Genomic DNA, 22,473 nt, shown 5'->3' on the forward strand with positions numbered 1-22,473 from the left:
CGATGGCACAGCCGCCGATCCGATACAGCGCTGCCGCGCTGGCCGAACGCTTCGGCCTGACCGTCCACGGCCCCGCCGACACCGAAGTCGGCGGCGTCGGGACGCTCGCGGCGGCCACGGCCGACCAACTCGCGTTCCTGTCCAATCCGCGTTACCGCCCGCAGTTGGCCGACACCCGGGCCGGCATCGTGGTGTTGCGCGAAGGGGACGCCGCGGCCCACAGCGGCACCGCGCTGATCGCACGCGATCCGTACGTGGCCTATGCGCGCATCGCCGCGCTGTTCGAAGCCCGTGCGGCCGCGCCGGCCGGCATCCATCCTTCTGCGGTCGTCGACACTTCGGCGCAGATCGACCCGACCGCGTCGATCGGTCCGCACGTCAGCATCGGCGCGCGCAGCGTCGTGGGCGCGGGCGCGACGATCGGCGCCGGCTGCGTGATCGGCGAGGACTGCATCGTCGGCGACGGCAGCCGCCTGGTCGCGCGCGTCACCCTGGTCGCACGCGTGCGTCTGGGCAAGCGGGTCACGCTGCATCCCGGCGCCGTGCTCGGCGCCGATGGCTTCGGCCTGGCGATGGACGACGGCCACTGGATCAACGTGCCGCAGCTCGGCGGCGTGGTGATCGGCGACGACTGCGACATCGGCGCCAACACCACGATCGACCGCGGCGCGCTCGACGACACGGTGATCGAGGAGGACGTGCGCCTCGACAACCTGATCCAGATCGGACACAACGTGCGCATCGGCGCGCACACCGCGGTCGCGGGCTGCGTCGGCATCGCCGGCAGCACCCGCATCGGCCGCTACTGCCTGCTCGCCGGCAAGGTCGGCGTCGCGGGGCATCTTGAAATCTGCGACAAGGTCGTCGTCCATGCGATGACGATGGTGTCGGCATCCATCACCGAGCCCGGCGAATATTCGGCCGGCATTCCTGCCCAGCCCACGCGCGAGTGGCGGAAGAATGCCGTGCGGATCCGCCAGCTCGATTCGCTCGCGCGCCGCATCACGGCGCTCGGCAAGGGGGAAGAATGACGCAACACATCGAGCTGCCGATCCACATCGACGGCATCCACGCGCTGCTGCCGCACCGGTATCCGTTCCTGCTGGTCGACCGCGTGGTCGAGTTCGAAGCCGGCAAGCGTGTGCTCTGCTACAAGAACGTCTCGGCCAACGAACAGTTCTTCCAGGGCCATTTCCCGGCTCATCCGGTGATGCCGGGCGTGCTGGTGATCGAGGCACTTGCGCAGGCGGGCGGCATCCTCAGCCACCTCACCCGCGGCAAGAGCTGCGAGGACAACCTGTCCTACCTGGTCAAGGTGGACGCCGCCAAGTTCTCGCGCATGGTGGTACCCGGTGATCGCCTGGAGCTCGAGGTGTCGATCAAGCGCGAGATCCGCAACATGACGATGTACTCGGGCATCGCCCGCGTCGACGGCGAGCAGGCGGCCTGCGCGGAGATCCTCTGCGCCGAGGTCAAGCGCTGACATGGCCGCCGCGTCGATCCACCCCACTGCGGTCGTCGATCCCGGGGCGCGGCTGGGCGCGGATGTCCGCATCGGCGCGTTCACCCTGATCGGTGCCGAGGTCGAGATCGGTGACGGCACCATCGTCGGCCCGCATTGCAGCATCCACGGCCCCACCCGCATCGGCCAGGGCAACCACATCCACGGGCATGCCGCGATCGGTGGCGAGCCGCAGGACAAGAAGTTCGCCGGCGAACGCGTCGAACTGGTGATCGGCGACCGCAACACGATCCGCGAGTTCGTCACGATCAACCGCGGCACAGGCGACGGCGGCGGCGTCACCCGCATCGGCGACGACAACTGGTTCCTCGCCTACACCCACGTCGCCCACGACTGCAACGTCGGCAGCCACTGCGTGTTCTCCAACAACGCGACGCTGGCCGGGCATGTCACCGTCGGCGACCACGTGATCCTCAGCGGCTTCACAGGCATCCACCAGTTCTGCCGCATCGGCGCGCATGCGTTCATCGGCATGGGCGCGTTCGTCAACGGCGACGTGCCGCCGTTCGTCATGGTGGCGCAGGACGGCTATGGCCGCCCGCGCGGCATCAACGCCGAGGGCCTGAAGCGCCGCGGCTTCGACGGCGCACGCACCTCGGCGATCAAGCGCGCCTACCGCGCCGTCTACGTGTCGGGCGATTCACTGGCCGATGCCCGCGCACGCCTGGCCGAGATGGCGCATGACAGCGACGACGTGCGCGCCTTCCTCGATTTCATCGATGCAGGCGAGCGGCCGCTGTTGCGGTGAGCAGACGCGGGAGTGGGGATTCGGGATTGGGGATTCGGGAGTGCACAATGCGCTCACCTCAACGATCTCGCGACACGGCTTTGCCGAATCCCGAATCCCGAATCCCGAATCCCGCGGGCTCCCCGCTGCGCGTGGCGCTGGTGGCTGGCGAAGCCTCGGGCGACCTGCTCGGCGCCGGACTGATCGAACAACTGCGCGCGCGCCATCCGCATATCGAATTCGCGGGTGTGGGTGGCGATGCGATGCGTGCGGCGGGCATGGAGACCTGGCACGACGCCACCGAACTGGCGGTCATGGGCCTGTCGGAAGTGCTGCGGCATCTCCCGCGTCTGCTCAGGTTGCGCCGCGACGTACGCGCACGCGTGCTCGGCTGGCGGCCGGACGTCTTCATCGGCATCGACGCGCCCGACTTCAATCTCGGTCTCGAGCGCTCGTTGAAGGACCACGGCATCCGCACCGTGCACTACGTCAGCCCCTCGATCTGGGCCTGGCGCCAGGGCCGCGCGGCGAAGATCGGGCGCAGCGCCGACCTGGTGCTGTGCCTGTTCCCGATGGAGCCGCCGATCTATGCGACGCACGGTGTCGATGCGCGCTTCGTCGGCCATCCGCTGGCGGAGATGCTCGCGCTGGAACCCGACCGCGCGGCTGCGCGCGACGCGCTTGGATTCGCGCACGACGCACCGGTGCTCGCAGTCCTGCCGGGATCGCGCCTGGGCGAGATCGGGCGGCTCGGCGAGGTCTTTCTCGACGCCGCCGCGCGTGTCGCCGCCGCCCTGCCGGGCCTGCGCATCGTCGTTCCGGCCGCGAACGCCGCCTGCCGCGCCGCAATCGACGCCCTGCTCGCGCAGCCGCGTTTCGCCGCGATGGACGTGCAGGTGATCGATGGCCAGGCACGCACCGCGATGGTCGCCAGCGATGTCGTACTGCTCGCCTCGGGCACGGCGACGCTGGAAGCGCTGCTCGCGAAGCGGCCGATGGTCGTGGGCTACCGCATCGCGCCGAGCACCGCGTTTCTCGTCCGTCTGTTCAAGCTGATGAAGGTCGATCGCTTCTCGCTGCCCAACGTGCTCGCCGGTCGCACGATCGCGCCGGAGTTCATGCAGGAGGCCTGCACGGCAGAGAATCTCGCCGACGCCGTGCTGCACTGGTTCCGCGACCCCCGAGCAGCCGATGACGTGCAGCCGGTCTATCGCGAGCTGCATCTGCAACTGCGCCAGGGCGCATCGGCGACTGCGGCCGAAGCGGTCGCGCGTCTGGCCGTGCCCGCCCTGCCCGCACCCGCGACACCGGAGCGCAGGCCATGACGCGACGCCTGCGCACCGCCGGCGTCGACGAGGCGGGCCGCGGGCCGCTGGCCGGCCCGGTCGTGGTCGCCGCGGTGATCCTGCATCCGCGCCGGCCGATCGACGGCCTCGACGATTCCAAGAAGCTCACCGAGAAGCGCCGCGAGGCGCTGTATCCGCAGATCGTCGACAACGCGCTCGCGTGGCGCATCGAGTTCGTCGGCGTCGAAGACATCGACCGCATCAACATCTACCAGGCGACCCTGCTGGGCATGCGTCGTGCGGTCGAGGCGCTCGCGCCCGCCGCCGAGCGCGTACTGGTGGACGGCAATCGCGTGCCGCCCGGACTGCCCTGCCCGGCGCGTGCGATCGTCGGCGGCGATGCCATCGAACAGGCGATCATGGCCGCCTCGATCCTCGCCAAGGTCGCGCGTGATCGCGCGATGGTCGCGCTGCATGCGCAGTTCCCCGACTACGGCTTCGACCGGCACAAGGGCTACTGCGCGCCGGCGCATCTGGACGCGCTGATGACCCACGGCCCATGCGTCCATCATCGCCGGAGCTTCGCGCCGGTGACCCGCCTGCTGGCACCCGCGGCCCCGGACACACCCGCGCCGATGGCCGACTTGTTCGCGGCCGACGCCATCGCCTGAACGCCGTCCGGGTCGCGCACGCGGCCGCGCCGCGGCGCGCCGCCCCTGCGGCCCTGTCAAGCCTTGTCCGCCCCCCGGCCGGGCCCTACCCTGACCCTCCGGCCGCCTCGCCATCGCAATGCCCGCGCGCTTCGTCCATCTCCACGTCCACAGCGAATACTCGCTCTCCGATTCGACGATCCGGATCAAGGGGCTGGTCAAACGCTGCGCGCAGCTCGGCCAGCCGTCGGTCGCGCTGACCGACCGCAACAATCTGTTCGCGCTGGTCAAGTTCTACCGCGCCGCCGAGAGCGCGGGCATCAAGCCGGTCATGGGCGCCGACATCGCGCTCGCCGAAGGCGACGATCCGGCGTCGACGCTGACCCTGCTGTGTCGCGACCACGACGGCTACCTGTCGCTGTCGCGGCTGCTGACGCGCGCGTGGATGGAAGGCCACCGAACCGACGGGGTGGTGGTGCGCCCGGAGTGGCTGCGCGACTGCAACACGGGCCTGTTCGCGATCGCGGGGCGCAACGGGCCGGCCGGCCGGCTGCTGGCCGGCGGCCGCGACGACCTCGCCCGGCAGTGGGTGTCGCAGTGGCGCGAGGTGTTCGACGAACGCCTGTTCCTGCAGCTCTCGCGCTGCGGCTTCGACGACGAGGCGGTGCACAACGCCCTGGCGCTGCAGATGTCGTCGGACCTGTCGCTGCCTGTGGTCGCCGGCAACGACGCGCGCTTTCTCGACGCCGAAGGCTTCGACGCGCACGAAGCGCGCGTGTGCATCGCCACCGGCCGCGTGCTCGACGATCCGCGTCGGCCGAAGCTCTACACGCGCGAGCAGTACCTGAAGTCCGGCGACGAGATGGCCGCGCTGTTCGACGACGTGCCCGACGCGATCGACAACACGCTCGCGCTCGCCCAGCGCTGCAATCTCGAATTGCGGCTGGGCACGTACTACCTGCCCGCGTATCCGGTGCCCAGCGAACATACGCTCGACACCTGGATCCGCGCCCAGGCGCACGAGGGCCTGGAGGAACGCCTGGCGAAATACCCGCTGGCGCCCGGGCACACGCGAGAGAGCTACATCGAGCGCCTCGACGTCGAACTCGACGTCATCACCAAAATGGGGTTTCCGGGCTACTTCCTGATCGTCTCGGACTTCATCAAGTGGGCCAAGGAACATGACATTCCGGTCGGTCCCGGCCGCGGTTCCGGTGCGGGCTCGCTGGTCGCGTGGGCGCTGAAGATCACCGACATCGATCCGCTGCCCTACGACCTGCTGTTCGAGCGTTTCCTCAATCCCGAACGCGTGTCGATGCCCGACTTCGACATCGACTTCTGCATGGACCGGCGCGACGAGGTCATCGACTACGTCGCCGCGAAGTACGGACGCGACCGCGTCAGCCAGATCATCACCTACGGCACGATGGCCGCGAAGGCCGTGGTGCGCGATTCCGGCCGCGTGCTGGGCTATCCCTACGGCTTCGTCGACGGCGTCGCCAAACTGGTGCCGATGACGCTCGGCATCGGCCTCGACGATGCGCTGGGCCGCACCGAGAAGTCGCGCAGCGATGACGCCTGGCGCTCGGACGAACTGATCGCGCGCTACAACGACGAGGACGACGTCCGCGACCTGCTCGATCTCGCGCTGCAGCTCGAGGACCTGACCCGCAACGCCGGCAAGCACGCCGGCGGTGTGGTCATCGCGCCGTCGCCGCTGTCGGATTTCTGCCCGCTGTTCGCCGAACACGACGAGGGCGGCCGTGGCCGCAACCCGGTCACCCAGCTCGACAAGGACGACGTCGAATCGGTCGGCCTGGTGAAGTTCGACTTCCTCGGCCTGCGCACGCTCACCATCATCGACTGGGCGGTCAAGGCGATCAACGCGCGCCGCGCGGCGGCCGGCGAGGCGCCGCTGGACATCGCCGCGCTGCCGCTCGACGACGTCGAGAGCTACAAACTGTTCGCGCGCGGCGACACGGTCGCGGTGTTCCAGTTCGAATCGCGCGGCATGCGCGAGCTGCTCAAACGCGCCCAGCCCGACACCTTCGAGGACATCATCGCGCTCGCCGCGCTGTTCCGGCCCGGCCCGCTGGGCTCGGGGATGGACAAGGAATGGGTCGACCGCAAGCACGGCCGCACGGACGTGACCTACCCGCATCCGTCGCTGGAACCCGTGCTCTCGCCGACCTACGGCGTCATCGTCTACCAGGAACAGGTGATGCAGATCGCCCAGGTCCTGGCCGGCTATTCGCTGGGCGGCGCGGATCTGCTGCGTCGCGCGATGGGCAAGAAGAAGGCCGAGGAAATGGCCAAGGAGCGCGCCAAGTTCGAGGCGGGCTCGGCCGAGAACGGCGTCGACCCGCGGGTCGCGACGTCGATCTTCGATCTGATGGAAAAATTCGCCGAGTACGGCTTCAACAAGTCGCACTCGGCCGCGTACGCGCTGGTGGCCTACCAGACCGCGTGGCTCAAGGTGCACTACCCGGCCGAGTTCATGGCCGCGGTGCTGTCCTCGGACATGGACAACACCGACAAGGTCACCGGCTTCCTGACCGAAGCGCGGACGATGGGCCTGGAGGTGCTGCCGCCGGACGTCAACGCGTCGGCCTTCATGTTCGAAGCCATCGATCCGCAGACCATCCGCTACGGCCTCGGCGCGGTGAAGGGCGTCGGCCGCGGCGCCTGCGAGAACATCGTCGGGGCGCGGGTACAGGGCGGCGTGTACACCGACATCCTGGATTTCTGCCGACGCGTGGACTCCGCGCGCATGAACAAGCGCACGCTCGAAGCGCTGATCAATGCCGGCGCGCTCGATGCGCTGGGCAAGAACCGCGCCTCGCTGATGCTGCAGCTGCCCGAGGCGCTGAAGGCGACCGACCAGCTCACGCGCAACCGCAATGCGGGCATCGTCGACATGTTCGGCAGCAGCGCCGGCGGCGACGATGCACTGCACATCGAACTGCCCGAATGCGAGGAATGGCCGCTCAAGCAGAAGCTTGAGGGCGAGCGCGAGACGCTGGGCCACTATCTCAGCGGACATCCGCTCGATCCCTACCGCGAGGAGCTGCAGGCGCTGGTCGGCACGGATCTGGGCCAGCTCGACAGCCTCTGGGCGGCGCGCGACACCAAGGGCGGCGGCAACAGCTGGCGGCCCGAAACCCCGGTCATCATCGCCGGCCAGGTCACGTCGATCCGCAAGCGCGGCGAGTCGCAGGCCTTCGTGCTGCTCGAAGACGGCCGCGGTCGGCTGGAATGCGGGTTCTTCGCCGATGCGTCCAGCGAGTACGCGCACCTGCTCACCCGCGACCGCATCCTGATCGTCGAAGGCGGGCTGCGCGAGGACGAGTTCAGCGGCGGCTTCGCGCTGCGCGTGAAGCGCTGCTGGGACTTCCATGCCGTCTGTCCCGAGCACGCGCGGCGGCTGTCGCTGCGCCTCGATCTGCGCGTGCCCGGCACGATGGCGCGGGTCGAACAGGTGCTGGCCCAGCACCGCCCCGGCAGGACCTCGCTGCGGCTGGATCTGCTGCTCCCCACCGGCGCCGCCGGCACGCTGGAGGTCAACGGCACGCAGTCGATCCGCGCCGATGCCGAACTGCCCGGCACCTTGCGCGCGCAGCCGGGCGTGCGCATCGCCCGGCTCGACATGGCCAAGCCGTGGTCGGGCTGAACCCGTCGCACTGTTTCGCCCAACATCCGCCAACGTGCGGCGATCTGCGGCCCAGACGCCCGCGTACGGCCCTGCCGGGCGCGGTCGGCTAGACTGTCGCCCTTTCCGGCCCCGGGGCCGGCCCGCGTGGCGCCTCGCGCCCGGGCCCGCGCCGCGGTCGCTCCCTACCGGACGCGCCACCGAATGAATCCGAACTACCTCGATTTCGAGCAGCCCATCGCCGACCTGGAAGCCAAGATCCAGGAACTGCGCAAGGCCAGCGACGGCCCCGCGGTCAACATCGATGCCGAACTGGCGACGCTGCGCGACAAGCTGCGCAAGCGCACCGCCCACATCTTCCGCGACCTCACGCCGTGGCAGGTGTCGCAGCTGGCGCGCCACCCGCAGCGCCCCTACACCCTCGACTACATCAAGGCCTTCTGCGACGAGTTCGAGGAGCTGGCCGGCGATCGCGCGTATTCCGACGATGCCGCCATCGTCGGCGGCCTCGGCCGCATCGACGGCCGCAGTGTGGTCATCATCGGCCACCAGAAAGGCCGCGACACCAAGACCAAGGTGCGCCGCAATTTCGGCATGCCGCGGCCCGAGGGGTACCGCAAGGCGCTGCGCCTGATGAAGATGGCCGAGCGCTTCAAGCTGCCGCTGCTGACCTTCATCGACACGCCCGGCGCCTACCCCGGCATCGGCGCGGAGGAGCGCGGCCAGTCCGAAGCCATCGCGCGCAACCTGCTGGAGATGGCCGAGCTCAAGACGCCGATCATCTGCACCGTGATCGGCGAAGGCGGCTCCGGCGGCGCGCTGGCGATCGGCGTCGGCGACCGCACCGTGATGCTCGAATACAGCACCTATTCTGTGATCTCGCCCGAAGGCTGCGCGTCGATCCTGTGGAAGGACCCGGCCAAGGCGCGCGACGCGGCCGAACAGCTCGGCTTGACCGCCAAACGCCTGAAGTCGCTGGGCCTGGTCGACAAGGTGCTGCGCGAGCCGATCGGCGGTGCGCACCGCAATCCGCGTCAAACCGCGACGCGTCTCAAGGCCTTGCTGATGAACGAGCTGGACCAGCTCGAGCAGTTGCCGGTCGAGACGCTGCTGCAGCGCCGCTACGAGCGCCTGCGCAGCTACGGGGCGTACGAGGCGGCCTGAGCGGAGCGTTTCCATGGGTCCGATCCTGTTGCTCTCGATCCTGCTGCAGATCGGCTGCGGCGTGCACGTGGTCCGCACCGGCCGGCCGCTGTACTGGATCTTCATCCTGCTGATCGGCTCCTACATCGGCGTGCTGGTGTACCTGCTCGCCGAAGTGCTGCCCGAACTGCGCAGCCACCGCAGCGCGAACCGCGCGTTGGGACGTGTGCGCGACCGGATCGATCCGACGCGCCACACGCGCGCGGCGAGCCGCGATCTGGAGATCGCCGACACGCTCGACAACCGCCGCCGGCTCGCCGAACGCAAGCTCGACGCTGGCGACTACGCCGGCGCAGAAACCTTGTACCGCGAGGCCCTGCGCGGCCTGTACGCGACCGATCCGACGCTGATGCTCGGCCTGGCGCAGGCACAGTTCCATCGCGGCGAACCGTCCGCCGCGCGCGAAACGCTCGACGCCTTGATCGCCGCGAATCCCGACTTCCGTTCGCACGACGGTCATCTGCTCTACGCCCGCGCGGTCGAAGCCGGCGACGATTTCGCGGCCGCCGTCGAAGAATACGAAGCACTGATCCAGGACTATCCCGGTGAAGAAGCCCGGGTCCGCTACGCGGGCCTGCTGCAGCGCCACGGTCAGACGGACAAGGCGAAAGCGCTGTACGCCGACACGCTGCGCCGCGTCGATCTGGCGCCTGCGTACTACCGCCGCGAACAGCGCGAGTGGGTCGAGATCGCCAAGCGCGAATCGCGCGCCTGAATTCTCACCAAGCGCGCAGGTACTGGTCCGGCGTCTCGATCTCGACGCCGAGCGCGCGCGCCGCACGACGCGGGAAATACGGGTCGCGCAGCAGTTCGCGTGCCAGCAGCACGATGTCGGCATCGCCGTCGGCGACGATGCGCTCGGCCTGTGCCGGCGTCGTGATCAGACCCACCGCGCCGGTTGCGATGCCGACGTCCTCGCGGATGCGGCGCGCGAACGGCACCTGGTAATCCGGCACCGCGTCGATCGACTGCAACGGCGACAGGCCGCCGCTGGAGGTGTCGACGAGATCCACGCCGCGATCCTTGAGCAACCGCGCCAGTTCGACGCTCTGCTCGATATCCCAACCGCCCTCGACCCAGTCGCTCGCCGAGATGCGCACCCACAGCGGTAGACGCTCCGGCCAGACCCCGCGCACCGCATCGACGACGTCGAGCACGACACGCACGCGATTGTCGAAACTGCCGCCCCAGCCATCGTCGCGCGTGTTCGACAGCGGCGACAGGAACTGGTGCAACAGATAGCCGTGCGCGGCGTGGAGTTCGACGACTTCGAAGCCTGCATCCAGTGCGCGCACCGCGCTTGCGCGGAAATCGTCGACGACCCGCGCGATGCCCGCCGCGTCGAGCGCCTGCGGCGACGGATAGTCCGCGTTGTAGGCCAGCGCCGACGGCGCCACGACCGGCCAGCCACCATCGGTGACCGGCACCGCGCCACGTCCACGCCACGGCGCGAACGTGCTGGCCTTGCGCCCGGCGTGCGCCAGCTGCACGGCTGGCACCGCGCCCTGGGCGCGCAGGAATGCGGCGATCGGGGCCCAGGCCTGCGCCTGCGCATCGTTCCAGAGGCCGGCGTCGTCCGGCGAAATCCGGCCCTCGGGCGAGACCGCGGCCGCCTCGGTCATCACCAGGCCGGCGCCGCCGACCGCGCGGCTGCCCAGGTGCACCAGATGCCAGGTGTCGGGCAGGCCGTCGACCGCGCTGTACTGGCACATCGGCGAGACCGCGATGCGGTTGCGCAACACGAGGCCGCGTTGCGGCAGCGGCGAGAACAGGACGGACATGCGGCGCACTTCCGGTACGAGGGAGCCGTGGACTGTAGGCCGCCGCACGCGGCCTCGCGAGGCCGCGACCGGATCGCAGCATTCCGGTGCATGGCACCATGCGCCGATGCCGTCGACGCCACCCGTCCTGCCACTGTCCACGCCGCCCTCGCCGGGCCCCGTACGCGTGGGTTTCAGCGGCGGGCTCGATTCCACGGTGCTGCTGCACCGGCTGGCGCACGCACCCGGCATCCGCGCGACCGGCCTGCGCGCGATCCACGTGCATCACGGCCTGCAGCCCGGCGCGGACGGATGGGCGGCCCACTGCGCGACGGTCTGCGCGGACTGGGGCATCGATCTCGACAGCGTGCGGGTCACGGTGCCGCGCGACAGCGGACGCGGGCTCGAAGCGGCCGCGCGCACGGCACGCCATGCCGCGTTCGCCGCGCATCTGCCGCCGGGTGGCGTCATGGCCCTGGCGCACCATCGCGACGACCAGGCGGAGACCGTCCTGCTTCGCGCACTGCGCGCGTCGGGCCCCGATGGGCTGGCCGGCATGGCCGGCGCCCGCCGCTTCGGCGACGGCTGGCTGTGGCGACCGTTCCTGGCGCTGCCGCGCAGTGCGCTGCAGGCCTATGCCGATGCACACGGCCTGCGCTGGATCGACGATCCCAGCAACGACGAGGACGGGGCCGACCGCAACTTCGTCCGCAACCGGATCCTGCCGCTGCTGCGCACACGCTGGCCGCAGGCCGGGGCTGCACTGGCCGACGTCGCCGGGCTGCAGGCCGAGAGCATCGCCCTGCTCGATGCCGACGATGCGAACGCGCTGGCCGATGCGCGCACGCTGGATCCGGCGGTTCTGCGGGTCGAACGCTTGCACCCCCTGCCGTCCGCGCGGCGTGGCCGGGTGCTGCGCCGCTGGATCCTGGAACGTGGCCTCGCGCCGCTGCCGCGGCAGGGCGCCGCCTGGTGCGATGCCACGCTCGACCGGGCCGCGGACGACCGCACGCCCGTCTTCGACTGGGCCGGGTACCGCCTGCAACGCTGGCGCGATCTGCTGCACGCCGCGCCGATCCGCCCGCCATTGCCCGAGGACTTCGACGTCGCGTGGACCGCGAGCGCGCCGCTGGCACTGCCCGACGGCGACACCCTGCGATTCGAGGGTCCGCTGGACGCCGCCGTGCACTGGCGGGTGCTGGCCCGGCGCGGCGGCGAGCGCATCGCACTGCCGGGACGCACGCATTCGCACGCGCTCCGGCACGTGCTGCAGGACCTCGGCGTGCCGCCGTGGCTCCGCGCCCGTCTGCCGCTGCTGACCGACGCCGCGGGCCGGGTGCTGGCGGCCGGCGACCTGGCCTTCGACCGCGACTTCGACACCTGGCTGCGCGACGGCGGACGCAGGCTGACCTGGCACAGCGCGGCACGGGCCGACGACAGGCCGATCGCTTAGAATTGCGCCATGCCCAAGACCCCCGCCAAGGCGCCGTCCCCGGTCGCCGATTTCGAAACCGCGCTCACCCAGCTCGAAACCCTGGTCGAGTCGATGGAAGGTGGCGAGATGACGCTCGAGGACTCGCTCGGTGCCTACGAGCGCGGCGTCGGCCTGTACAGGCGCTGCCAGCAGGCGCTCGAAGACGCCGAACTGCGCGTCAAGCTGCTCAGCGACCCGGCCGCGCCGGAGCGCGCCCAGCCGTTCGGCGCTCCGGACACCGACGCGTCCGATGCCTGACGCGTCGCACGCGGTCGATCCCCGCATCGCCGCCTGGCGCGACCGCACCGACGCCGCGCTGCAGTGCGCGCTCGACACCACCCGTGACAGCGAGCCGCGCCTGCATGCCGCGATGTGCCATGCGGTGCTGCTGGGTGGCAAGCGCATGCGGCCGCTGCTGGTGCACGCGACCGCCGAGGCCTTCGGCGCGGCGCCGGGTGTCGCCGACGCGCCGGCCGTCGCCGTGGAACTGATCCACGCCTATTCGCTGGTGCACGACGACCTGCCGGCCATGGACGACGACGCGCTGCGACGCGGTCAGCCGACGGTGCATGTGGCCTTCGACGAGGCCACGGCCATCCTCGCCGGCGACGCGCTGCAGACGCTTGCGTTCGCCACGCTGGCCGATGCCGCCGCGCTGTCCGATGGCACCCGCCTGGCGATGGTCGCCGCACTGGCGCGCGCGTCCGGCGCGAGCGGCATGTGCGGCGGTCAGGCCCTCGATCTGGCCGCGACCGGCGACGGTGATTCGATCGACGTGACCGCACTCGAACGCCTGCACGCGATGAAGACCGGCGCGCTGCTGCGCGCTTCGGTCGCACTCGGCGCACTCGCGGCGGGCATCGATGCCGGCACGCGAGCACAGCTGGACGATTTCGCGTCCGCGCTCGGCCTGGCGTTCCAGATCCGCGACGACCTGCTCGACATCGAGGGCGACAGCGCCACGCTGGGCAAGACCGCGGGCAAGGACGTCGCCCAGGACAAGGCCACGTTTCCGGCCCTGATCGGCGTGGCGGCCTCGCGCGCGCGCCTGGACGAGCTCGCATCACGCATGCGCGATGCGCTGGCTCCGTTCGGGGCGGCCGCCGCGCCGCTGGCCGAACTCGGCCGCCGCGCGATCGACCGCGACCACTGAGCCCGCCGACGCTGGCGCAGGGGGCGATCGGAGTGAACGGATGCGCCCGCCGCGGCGCGCATCCGTCGCGCCGCGTGGTGGACCGGCCTTACCCGCGAACGAATCCCATCGAATGACCGGCGCATCTCGTGACGCCGCCGGTCTCAGGCCCGCGCCGGCAGACGCAACGCGCCTGCACGGTCGCGTGCCAGACGATCAGCGCACCAGCCGGATCGTCAGCGGATACCGATAGGCCTCGCCGTTCCAGGCGCGGATCGCGGCGACGATGCTGCACACCAGCCACGCCAGCGCCAGCGCACAGGCCGCGGCCACCAGCACCAGGCCCAGCGGCAGGGTGACGATCACACCGAGACCGAGGGTCAGCACGGTGGCGCCGAGCAGGGCGACGCCCATCACCACCACCGCGCAGGTGTAGAGGAACATGCTGATGTTGAAGTTCAGCGCCTCGAGCGCGTGCGCGGCGACGAATGGGCTCTCGTCGCGCTTGACCAGATAGACGACGCCGGCCACGGCCGCGCCGGCCGCGCCGGAGATCCAGCTGGTCATCAGTGCGAGCACCAGCGCTCCGACGTGGACGCCGGCAGCCCACTGGCGCTCGCCGGCGGCGGGGGCGGACTGCGAAACCTGTGCGTACATCGCGTGCTCCTTCGAACGGGGTCGTGTAGCCACTATGGCGCCGCTGACGCGGCGCGCAACCCAACCGATGACACGGTCGGCACACACGCAGACGCGCGTGCTGCAGACACAAAAAGGCCCCGCCGCGCGCGCCGGGGCCCTGGGCAGTCGCGGTGAGCGCGCTTACTTGACCAGGCGCAGCGCCACCGGATACCGGTAGGCTTCGCCCGCATTGGCCTTGAGCGCGGCGATCACGCTGAAGACGATGCATACCACCCACAGCGCGAAATTGATCAGCGCGCCGATCAGGATGATCGTCAGCACCGTGCCGATCAGATAGCCGATCAGCAGGGTGATCTGGAAGTTCAGCGCTTCCTTCGACTGGTCCACCAGGAAGCCCTTCTCGGGCTTGTCCTTGTTGATCAGCCAGACCACCAGCGGAACAACGAAGCTGAAGATGATGCCCGACAGGTGGGTCAGCATCGCGATGGTGCGGTCGTCCTGGCTGGCGCCGGCGACGGGTGTGTCGGTGTACGGATCCATGGCATTCCCCTGAGCGTTGAAGGTGGCAACCGGCTCGCCGCACCCGCGGCGCCCATCGAGAATACCGTCAATCGGTTCCGGCAACGGTCATCGCACCGACCAGGATCGACCCGGTCCGCACGTGCGAGCGCACGTCGACATCGGCGCCCACGGCCTCGATCCCGGCGAACATCTGCTTGAGGTTGCCGGCGATGGTGATGCCGTCGACCGGATGCTGGAGTTCGCCGTTCTCGACCCAGAACCCCGCCGCGCCGCGCGAGTAGTCGCCGGTCACGGCGTTGACGCCCTGCCCCATCAGCTCGGTGACCAGCAGGCCACGGCCCATGCCGCGGACCATGGCGTCAAGATCGCCGGCAGTCGATGCGATCTCGAGGTTGTGCACGCCGCCGGCATTGCCGGTCGTCTGCAGGCCGAGCTTGCGGGCCGAGTAGCTGCCGAGCACGTAGCGCTGCAGCACGCCGGCCTCGACGATGGACGATTCACGCGTCGCCACGCCTTCGGCATCGAAGGCCGAGGACTGGAAGCCGCGCATCAGGAACGGCCGCTCGCGGATCGAGAACCACTCGGGAAACAGCCGGGTGCCGACGCTGTCGAGCAGGAAGCTCGCGCGGCGGTAGAGCGCGCCGCCGGAGACCGCGCCGAGCAGGTGGCCGACCAGCGAGCGGGCGATCTCGGCCTGGAACAGCACCGGATAACGCCCGGTGGGCATCGGCCGCGGATCCATCCGTGCCAGCGTGCGCTGCGCGGCCCGGCGGCCGATCGCCTGCGCCGGTTCGAGATCGCCCGGCGCCAGCGCGATGCTGTACCAGCCGTCGCGCTGCATGCGCTCGCCCTCGCCCGCGATCAGCGCGCAGCCGACGCTGTGGTGGCTGCCGCGTTCGGCGCCGACGAAGCCGTGGCTGTTGGCGTAGACACCGAGCGAACGCGAGGTCGACACCGAGGCGCCATCGGAATTACGGATGCGCGCATCGCTGTCGCGGCCAGCCGCCTCGCACGCGAGCGCCAGGTCGACCGCGGTGTCGGCGTCGAGCGCCCAGGGATGCCAGCTGTCGAACTCGGGAAAACGGCCATCGGGGCCGGGGCGCGCCATCAGCTCGGCATCGGCCAGGCCCGACGCTGCGTCGTCCTCGGTGAAGCGCGCGATCGCACACGCCTGGTCGACCGTGGCGGCCAGGCTCTCCTCGCGCAGGTCGGCCGTACTGGCACTGCCCTTGCGCGCGCCGAAATAGACCGTGACCGCGATACCGCGGTCGCGGGTGGACTCGACGGTCTCGACCTCGCCCATGCGGACATTGACGTTCAGGCCCGCGTCTTCCGAGCACGAGACTTCCGCCTGGCTGGCGCCGGCGGCGCGGCAGCGCTCGAGCAGACGCTGCGACAACCCGGTCAGGGCCTCGAGCCGGGCCGGGGAATCGTCGTCGTGCGGAACCGCGGCGTGGAGTACGGAGATGGTCAATGGCTTATCCTGTTGCAATGAGAGGCGTAGACGAAGACAGCGGCGAGTACCTCGGTCCCAGCCGCAAGCAGAACCGGCGCGAAGCCCTGGAAGTGCTGGCGCTGGCCGAGGCCCTGGTGGACCTGCCCGACGGCCGGCTGGCCAAGCTGTCGGTGCCCGACAGCCTGATGCCGCATATCGCCGATACCCGGCGCATCACGTCGCACATCGCGCGCAAGCGGCAGATGGCGTTCCTGGCCAAGCAGATGCGCCGCGAGGACGACGCGACCCTGCACGCGCTGCGCGACGCGCTCGATGCCGGCGGCGATGCGGCACGCAGCGACACCGCGCGCCTGCACCGCGCCGAGCAGTGGCGCCTGCGCCTGCTCGACGAGGGCGACACCGCGCTGGCCGCGCTGCTGGACGAATATCCCCACGCCGACCGCCAGCGCCTGCGCCAACTGGTCCGCAACACGCTGGCGGAGCGGGCGAAGAACAAGCCGCCGACGAGTTTCCGCGAGCTGTTCCGCGAGCTGCGCGACGTGTTCACGGCAGCGTCGCTCGCCGCAGGCGACGAGGCCACGGTCGAAGACGAACGCGACGACGACGCGGAAAGCAGCGACGACCACGACGTGCGCTGAGTGTCGAGCGTCATTCCCGCGAATGCGGGATTGACGCTCCCGGGCGTGCGCCGCTTCGAGCCACTCCGACGCTCGAATCCAGACACCCGCACGTCGGCTCTCAAGCCTGCGTGCCGCCGACGGTGAGCTGGTCGATCAGCAGCGACGGCTGGCCGACGCCGACCGGCACGCTCTGCCCGTCCTTGCCGCAGACGCCGACGCCGTCGTCGAGCGCCATGTCGTGACCGATCATGCGCACGCGCTGCATCGTCTCCGGGCCGTTGCCGATCAGCGTCGCGCCCTTGACCGGCGCGGTGATCTTCCCGTCCTCGATCAGATAGGCCTCGGTCGCCGAGAACACGTATTTGCCGCTGGTGATGTCGACCTGGCCGCCGCCGAAATTGACCGCGTACAGGCCCTTCTTGACCGAGCGGATCATGTCCTGCGGATCGTCCTGGCCGGCCAGCATGTAAGTGTTGGTCATGCGCGGCATCACCAGGTGCGCGAAGGATTCGCGGCGGCCGTTGCCGGTGGGCGCAACCCCGGACAGCCGCGCATTGAGCGTGTCCTGCATGTAGCCGGTGAGCACGCCGTCCTCGATCAGCGTGGTGCATTGCGTGGGCGTGCCCTCGTCGTCGACGTTGAGCGAACCGCGGCGGCCGTCGAGCGTGCCGTCGTCGACGATGGTCACGCCCGGCGAGGCCACGCGCTGGCCGAGACGCCCGGCGTAAGTGCTGGTGCCCTTGCGATTGAAGTCGCCTTCCAGCCCGTGTCCGACCGCCTCGTGCAGCAGCACGCCGGGCCAGCCGGCCCCGAGCACCACGGGCATCACGCCGGCCGGCGCGTCGATCGCGTCGAGGTTCACCAGCGCCTGGCGCAGCGCTTCGCGCGCGAAATGCTCCGGACGCCCGTCGCCGAGCAGTTCGGCGTAGGAATAGCGCCCGCCGTAGCCGGAATAGCCGGATTCGCGGCGGCCGTCCTGTTCGACCAGCACCTGGATGTTGAGCCGCACCAGCGGGCGCACGTCGCCGGCCAGCACGCCGTCGCTGCGCGCGACCAGCACCGTGTCCACGCCGCCCGACAGGCTCACCATCACCTGCTGCACGCGCGGATCGGCGGAGCGCAGCAGGCGGTCGATGCGGCGCAGCGCCTCGACCTTCTCGGCGCTGCCGAGCGCATCGATCGGGTCGCTGGCCGGATACAGGTCGTGCGTGCGGCCGCGTGCCAGCGCCTGCGGTGCATGCGCGCGGCCGTCGCGGGCGATCGCACGCGCCGACTGCGCCGCGCCCAGCAGTGCGACCGCGTCGATGTCGTCGGAATACGCAAAGCCGGTCTTCTCGCCGCTGATCGCGCGCACGCCGACGCCCTGCTCGATCGCGTGCGAGCCGCTCTTGACGATGCCGTCTTCGACCGACCAGCTCTCGCGCCGCGAATGCTGGAAATACAGGTCGCCGAAATCGATCCCGGGCCCGAGCAGGGCGGAGAACGTGCGGTCGAGGTTCACGGCATCGAGGCCGGCGGGAAGCAGCAGGCGGCTCTGCGCGAGCGTCAGCGCGTCACCGGTGGCGGTCTGGGATTCGGTCATCCGTCCAGTGTGGGGGCATGGGCCCGAATGGCAAGCCAATCCGGGGCCGGGCCGCGCCGGGAGACCGCCGTGCGTGACGCCGCCTGCGCGGCTTCACCGCATCGGATGACGACAATGCGAGCGCACGCGCCGCGCATCGGCCGGACGTGACGCCGCCTCGGCGGCCGGTCGTCGACACCGCCCGAAGACGGCGATTGCGCGTTCGGTGCGATCTTCGCGGCGTAACGCAGCACCCACCCCACACGCTGCGCAGAGCCCGGTCACGCGGATCGCCAGGGGCCTGCGAACCCGGCCCTCGCCGACCGCTCGATCGACGCTCTGCGCCCGTGCCGCACCGCCATCGGCTGCGGGCGCGAGGAACCGCGCCCGTCTCGCGTCAGTCCGCCGCCTGCGGCCGTGTCGCCGGCGGCCGGGCGGGCGGCGTCTGCGCGCTGTCGCGCCGCTCGACGACCTCGACCTTGGGGTCCTGCCACGGGCCGCTGACGTGATAGTTGCGCGCGCCCATCTCGGCCAGCGGGCGACGCAGCACCGCGTTCGCCACCGCGCCGACGGCCGCGCCCACCGGCCCGGCGGTCAGGGCGCCGACGGCGGGCAGCAGGTTGCCGGTCTTGGGCAACACCTCGATCGACTGGTCGTGCGTGCGCGCCTGCAGATCGGCGCTGCCGCGGATGCGGATTTCCGCCGCCGGCCCGTCGATGGTCACGCCGTCGCTGCGCGCCTGCCCGCCGCCGAACCGGATGTCGCCGGCGATCCGGCTGAAGGCGAACCCCCGGTTGAAAAAATCGCGGAAATCCAGCGTCAGCCGGCGCGGCAGTTCGGTCAGGCTCAGCAGGCCGAGCACGCGTCCTGCGCCCGGCTCCAGCTCCACCAGTTGCCCGTCCTTGACCGTCACCTGCAGCGAGCCCTGCAGCGCGGCGATCTCGAACGCGGCCGGCGAGCCCGGCCACGCGGTGTCGAAATCCACACGCCCCTGTCCGCCGACGATGCTGCCGGCGAAGCCCAGGCCGGAGAGCAGACGCCCGAAGTCCTCGCTTTCGACGTCGACCTCGACCGCGGTGCGCGCGGCGGCGCCGCGACCGGTCCAGCGGCCGGTCGCGTCGATGCGGTGCTGCGGCGCGCGGATCCGCAGATGGTCGAGCACCAGACCACCCGCGCCCGGGCGGCTGCGCGCGTCGACCTGGCCGAGCGCCAGTGCGCCTACGCGCAGGTCGTCGACGGTGAGCTGGACCGGCGGCAGCGCCGCAGGATCGACGCCGTCATCGGCCGGCGTGCGCGGCGCCGGCGGCGTCGCCGGGGCGGCGGTCGCCGTGGCCTGGGCCAGCGCCGGCCAATGCAGGCGTTGCAACGCCACGACCACCGGCGCGCCGTCGGCCTCGGGCAGGCGCACGTCCCCGGCGAGGCCGCTGCCGTCCAGGCGCAGGGCGGTCGCGCCCGCGGCCTGCGTGGCGGTGAGCCGGGTCTGGCCGAAGCGTGCGCCCGGCAACCGCAGGTCACCGGTGGTCAGGTCGAGTGACTGCAACGCGAGGCCGTCGCCTCCCCCGCCCATCAGCCCGATCCAGTCGACGAGATCGACGACCGGCGTGCGCCCCGCGATCGCCAGGCCCGTCGCCGGGGGCGCCGCCTGCACGCGGGCGGTGCCGAATTCCACGCGCACGCCGGTGCGCTCGCCGCGGGTCCGCGCGCGCACGGCCAGCCGGTTGCCGAAGCCGACCGAGATGTCGCCACCATCGAACGGAATCGGCGCCTCGATCGTCGTGCGCAGCGGCGTCGCGGCCGGTTTGTCGAGCGGCGCAGGCAGACGCAAGCGGGTGCCGACGAGATCCGAGCGCAGCAACAACCGCGCGGCGGGGGCGCCCGCCGACGCGCCGTCGGGAATCGTCACCTGCACCTGCCACGGTGCGACACCCTCGACGTGCGGCCGCAGCCAGGCGAGGTCCGGCGCGCGCGCCAGCAGCGTCGATGCCGCCAGCGGTATGTCGAGTTCGCCCTCGAAGGCCTGCGTGCGGTCGCGGACGTGGCCGTCGCCGGCGCGCAGCGCGAGATGCCCCGCGTGGCCGTCCTGGTGCACTGCGAGGCGTTCGGCGCCGAACCCGGCCTGGTTGAAACGCGCCTCCCCGCGCACACCGTCGAACGCCAGGTCGAAGCGCGACTCGCGCATCGTCACCCCGTCGAGCGAGACCGTGCCGTCCAGCCGCAGCGGCGCGCCCCGCGGCACCGCGAGCGTCACGCGCACCCGGGCGGGGCCGGCGACGTCGAGGGCATCGAGCGTCTCGGCATGGTCGGCGTGGATCGGGCTCTGCTTCAGCAGCGTCAGCAGACGCGCGGCATCGGTGGCCGAGCCGGCCTGCACCGCCACCGGGCTACTGCCGTAATGCGTCATGCCCGCGGTGATGTCGCGCACCGGCACGCTGGCCAGTTCGCCGCCAGCACCGTCGAGCGTGAATCCGTCGTTGAGGAAGCGCAGGCGGCCCGACAGCGCCTCCATCGCCGGCCAGTCGTCCTGGAAACGGATCGTCGCGCTGGCCAGGCGCGCCTCGGCGGCGAACACGCCGTTGCGGTCGTGGGCGTCCTGCGGACTGAAGGGCCAGTCGTCGAGATCGCCGGCGACGATCGCGCGGCCCTCCTGGACCTCGCCCGCGACCAGCGCCATGTCGAGCCAGGCGCGCGCGGCTTCGGGCATCGCGTGGCGCACCCAGAATTTCTTGGCCACCGGGATCTGCGCCGGATCGACGCGCACCGCCAGATCGAGGCGCGGCCGCGACCCGTCGTGATCGAACGCGAGACCGCCGCGCGCATCGGCCGCGTACCCGTCGCCCTCGATGCGCAGCCCCGGCGTGTCCACGTGCCACTCGCCGCCGTCGCGCCAGCCGACGATGTCGCCTGCCAGCTGCAGCGGATGCGGAACGCCGAAGCCGACCGGCCAGTCGAACACGGCCGTCGCCGCCGGATCGGGGCGGAACACCACGCCGGCCGCATCACCGGACAGCGTGCCCGACAGCCCGTGCAGACCAGGGCGGTCGGCGACGGGCGAAAACCCGAGATCGTCGATGCGCGCCGACACCCGCACCGGGCCGCCGCGCTGCGCGGCGAACGCGAGTTCGCTCACCACCGCGTGCGGCGCCGACGCCTGCAGCCAGTCGCGCAGCGTCGGCGACACCCCGTCGGCGAGGGCCGCCAGGGCGAGCAGCGGCGCCACCTCCACCCGTTGGGCCTGGATCGCCCAGTGCGCCCCGCCCGCGACCGCCAGGCCGTCCAGCGTCTGCTCGCGCCCGTGCTGCACGATCCGCAGCCGCGGCGCATCGAGACGCCAGTCGCCGTCCGCATGACGCCAGTGCAGCCGGGCCTGCATGCCGTCGAACGCGACGGTGGGCGCCGCCTCCGCCTGCCGTGCGACGTCGGCCGCACGCTGCAGTGCCAGCGTTTCCAGAGCGACGTCGGCGGTGGCCGCGATCACCCGCCGTTCGTGCAGGTCCAGCCACACCGCGACCCCGCCGTGCCCCTCGCGAATGGCGATGCCGCTCGATGCCAGAAGCGGAGACCACACCTGGAGGTCGTTGCGCGGCATGGCCACGTAGGCGCGTCCGTCGCCGTCGGCGCGCTCCATATCCAGACGCAGATCGAGCGGCGCGCCGTCGGCTTCGATCCATGCGCGCGCCGCAGCGCGCACGCGGTGCCGGTCGACCCGCAGCCGCAGATCCACCCGCGGCAGTTCGTGCCGCAGCGACAGCGACGGCGCATCGATCGCGAGCCGCGCATCGACGACCTGCAGCTCACCCAGGCCCTGGAGTGCGTCCAGCGGATCGTCGTCGGGCTGCGCAGCCCCCGGAAGGCCGCGCACGTGCCAGCGGCCGTCGTCCTCGCGCTCGAGCGTCAGCGCCAGACCGTGCAGGCGCAGTTCGGTCAGCGAGCGCCCCGGCAGCAGCCCGGCGTAGGGGGCGATCTGGATCTCCGCGCGCTCGACCGGCACCGCCATGTCGGCCGCGCCGATGCGCAGGCCGGTCACCCGCAGCAACGGGCCGCGGCGGGTCCACTCGCTCTCCAGCGTGTCGAACGCCACCGGCCGGCCGGCGCGCTCGCTCAGCCAGTGCGCGACTGCGCGCGGATTGCGTTCCACCCACGGCAGTGCGAGCTGCGCGAGCACCACCGCGCCGATCGCCACCAGCACCAGCGCCGTCGCCAGCACGTACCACGCACCGAGGTGCGCGCCGCGCAGGCGCTTCGCCCAGGCGGCGGTCATCGCGACGCCCGCCG

18 protein-coding genes are annotated in these 22,473 nt (G+C 71.3%); 12 read left to right on the forward strand and 6 right to left on the reverse strand.

The features are described 5' to 3' along the window. Window positions 1–17 precede the first annotated feature (17 nt). The 8 genes from lpxD (at window position 18) to ACF3M1_RS11515 (ending at window position 9,752) form a co-directional block, all read left to right on the forward strand. On the forward strand, window positions 18–1,031 hold the full coding sequence (gene lpxD / locus ACF3M1_RS11480; RefSeq protein WP_394005252.1) for a UDP-3-O-(3-hydroxymyristoyl)glucosamine N-acyltransferase: 1,014 nt from the start codon (window positions 18–20) through the stop codon (window positions 1,029–1,031). Continuing rightward, window positions 1,028–1,483, forward strand: a complete 456-nt coding sequence (gene fabZ / locus ACF3M1_RS11485; RefSeq protein WP_394000759.1) for a 3-hydroxyacyl-ACP dehydratase FabZ — start codon at window positions 1,028–1,030, stop codon at window positions 1,481–1,483. The genes lpxD and fabZ overlap by 4 nt, the downstream gene beginning before the upstream one ends. Window position 1,484: 1 nt before the next feature. Beyond that, a complete protein-coding gene (lpxA, locus tag ACF3M1_RS11490; RefSeq protein ID WP_394000761.1) occupies window positions 1,485–2,270 on the forward strand; it encodes an acyl-ACP--UDP-N-acetylglucosamine O-acyltransferase in 786 nt (261 codons plus the stop codon). Between the two features lie 47 nt (window positions 2,271–2,317). Beyond that, window positions 2,318–3,574: a lipid-A-disaccharide synthase gene (lpxB, locus tag ACF3M1_RS11495; RefSeq protein ID WP_394000763.1), complete on the forward strand. Its 1,257-nt coding sequence runs from the start codon at window positions 2,318–2,320 to the stop codon at window positions 3,572–3,574. After that, window positions 3,571–4,206 carry a ribonuclease HII gene (gene rnhB / locus ACF3M1_RS11500; RefSeq protein ID WP_394000765.1) on the forward strand — a complete coding sequence of 212 codons (636 nt, stop codon included), beginning with the start codon at window positions 3,571–3,573 and terminating at the stop codon, window positions 4,204–4,206. The genes lpxB and rnhB overlap by 4 nt, the downstream gene beginning before the upstream one ends. Window positions 4,207–4,324: 118 nt before the next feature. Next, complete coding sequence (gene dnaE, locus ACF3M1_RS11505) at window positions 4,325–7,855, forward strand: DNA polymerase III subunit alpha (protein ID WP_394000767.1); 3,531 nt, start codon at window positions 4,325–4,327, stop codon at window positions 7,853–7,855. A gap of 183 nt (window positions 7,856–8,038) precedes the next feature. Then, window positions 8,039–8,998: an acetyl-CoA carboxylase carboxyltransferase subunit alpha gene (locus ACF3M1_RS11510; protein ID WP_394000769.1), complete on the forward strand. Its 960-nt coding sequence runs from the start codon at window positions 8,039–8,041 to the stop codon at window positions 8,996–8,998. A 13-nt stretch (window positions 8,999–9,011) separates the two neighbouring features. Further along, window positions 9,012–9,752, forward strand: coding sequence for a tetratricopeptide repeat protein (locus ACF3M1_RS11515; protein ID WP_394000771.1), 741 nt, complete (start codon window positions 9,012–9,014; stop codon window positions 9,750–9,752). 4 nt (window positions 9,753–9,756) lie between these two features. Here the strand turns inward: ACF3M1_RS11515 and ACF3M1_RS11520 are convergent, their stop codons facing one another. Further along, window positions 9,757–10,818, reverse strand: a complete 1,062-nt coding sequence (locus ACF3M1_RS11520) for an NADH:flavin oxidoreductase/NADH oxidase (RefSeq protein WP_394000773.1) — start codon at window positions 10,816–10,818, stop codon at window positions 9,757–9,759. Window positions 10,819–10,924: 106 nt separating this feature from the next. Between ACF3M1_RS11520 and tilS the strand changes: the two genes are divergently transcribed. The 3 genes from tilS to ACF3M1_RS11535 are packed head-to-tail and all read left to right on the forward strand — an operon-like array spanning window position 10,925 to window position 13,424. Beyond that, window positions 10,925–12,250, forward strand: coding sequence for a tRNA lysidine(34) synthetase TilS (tilS, locus tag ACF3M1_RS11525; protein ID WP_394000775.1), 1,326 nt, complete (start codon window positions 10,925–10,927; stop codon window positions 12,248–12,250). A 9-nt stretch (window positions 12,251–12,259) separates the two neighbouring features. Beyond that, a complete protein-coding gene (locus tag ACF3M1_RS11530) occupies window positions 12,260–12,529 on the forward strand; it encodes an exodeoxyribonuclease VII small subunit (RefSeq protein ID WP_394000777.1) in 270 nt (89 codons plus the stop codon). Next, window positions 12,522–13,424, forward strand: a complete 903-nt coding sequence (locus ACF3M1_RS11535) for a polyprenyl synthetase family protein (RefSeq protein ID WP_394000779.1) — start codon at window positions 12,522–12,524, stop codon at window positions 13,422–13,424. The genes ACF3M1_RS11530 and ACF3M1_RS11535 overlap by 8 nt, the downstream gene beginning before the upstream one ends. 195 nt (window positions 13,425–13,619) lie before the next feature. On the opposite strand, the gene ACF3M1_RS11540 is transcribed toward ACF3M1_RS11535, so the two are convergent. From ACF3M1_RS11540 to pmbA, 3 genes are all read right to left on the reverse strand, one after another. Further along, entirely contained in the window at window positions 13,620–14,060 is a 441-nt protein-coding gene (locus ACF3M1_RS11540; RefSeq protein WP_394000781.1) for a DUF4870 domain-containing protein, read from the reverse strand. Between the two features lie 162 nt (window positions 14,061–14,222). Then, window positions 14,223–14,582, reverse strand: coding sequence for a DUF4870 domain-containing protein (locus ACF3M1_RS11545; protein WP_394000783.1), 360 nt, complete (start codon window positions 14,580–14,582; stop codon window positions 14,223–14,225). 67 nt (window positions 14,583–14,649) lie between these two features. Continuing rightward, on the reverse strand, window positions 14,650–16,032 hold the full coding sequence (pmbA, locus tag ACF3M1_RS11550) for a metalloprotease PmbA (protein ID WP_394005253.1): 1,383 nt from the start codon (window positions 16,030–16,032) through the stop codon (window positions 14,650–14,652). Window positions 16,033–16,055: 23 nt separating this feature from the next. On the opposite strand from pmbA, the gene yjgA reads away from it, so the two are divergent. After that, window positions 16,056–16,658, forward strand: coding sequence for a ribosome biogenesis factor YjgA (yjgA, locus tag ACF3M1_RS11555; RefSeq protein ID WP_394005254.1), 603 nt, complete (start codon window positions 16,056–16,058; stop codon window positions 16,656–16,658). Between the two features lie 100 nt (window positions 16,659–16,758). Here yjgA and tldD read toward each other — a convergent pair whose 3' ends face one another. Together tldD and ACF3M1_RS11565 are read right to left on the reverse strand one after the other, a co-directional pair. Further along, the gene (gene tldD / locus ACF3M1_RS11560) at window positions 16,759–18,222 is read right to left on the reverse strand and encodes a metalloprotease TldD (protein WP_394000785.1); all 1,464 of its coding nucleotides are present in this window, start codon (window positions 18,220–18,222) and stop codon (window positions 16,759–16,761) included. 376 nt (window positions 18,223–18,598) lie between these two features. After that, on the reverse strand, window positions 18,599–22,459 hold the full coding sequence (locus tag ACF3M1_RS11565; protein ID WP_394000787.1) for a YhdP family protein: 3,861 nt from the start codon (window positions 22,457–22,459) through the stop codon (window positions 18,599–18,601). Window positions 22,460–22,473: the final 14 nt, after the last annotated feature.

Origin of the sequence: Luteimonas sp. WGS1318, assembly GCF_043187535.1 — a bacterium.
GTDB lineage: Bacteria > Pseudomonadota > Gammaproteobacteria > Xanthomonadales > Xanthomonadaceae > Luteimonas.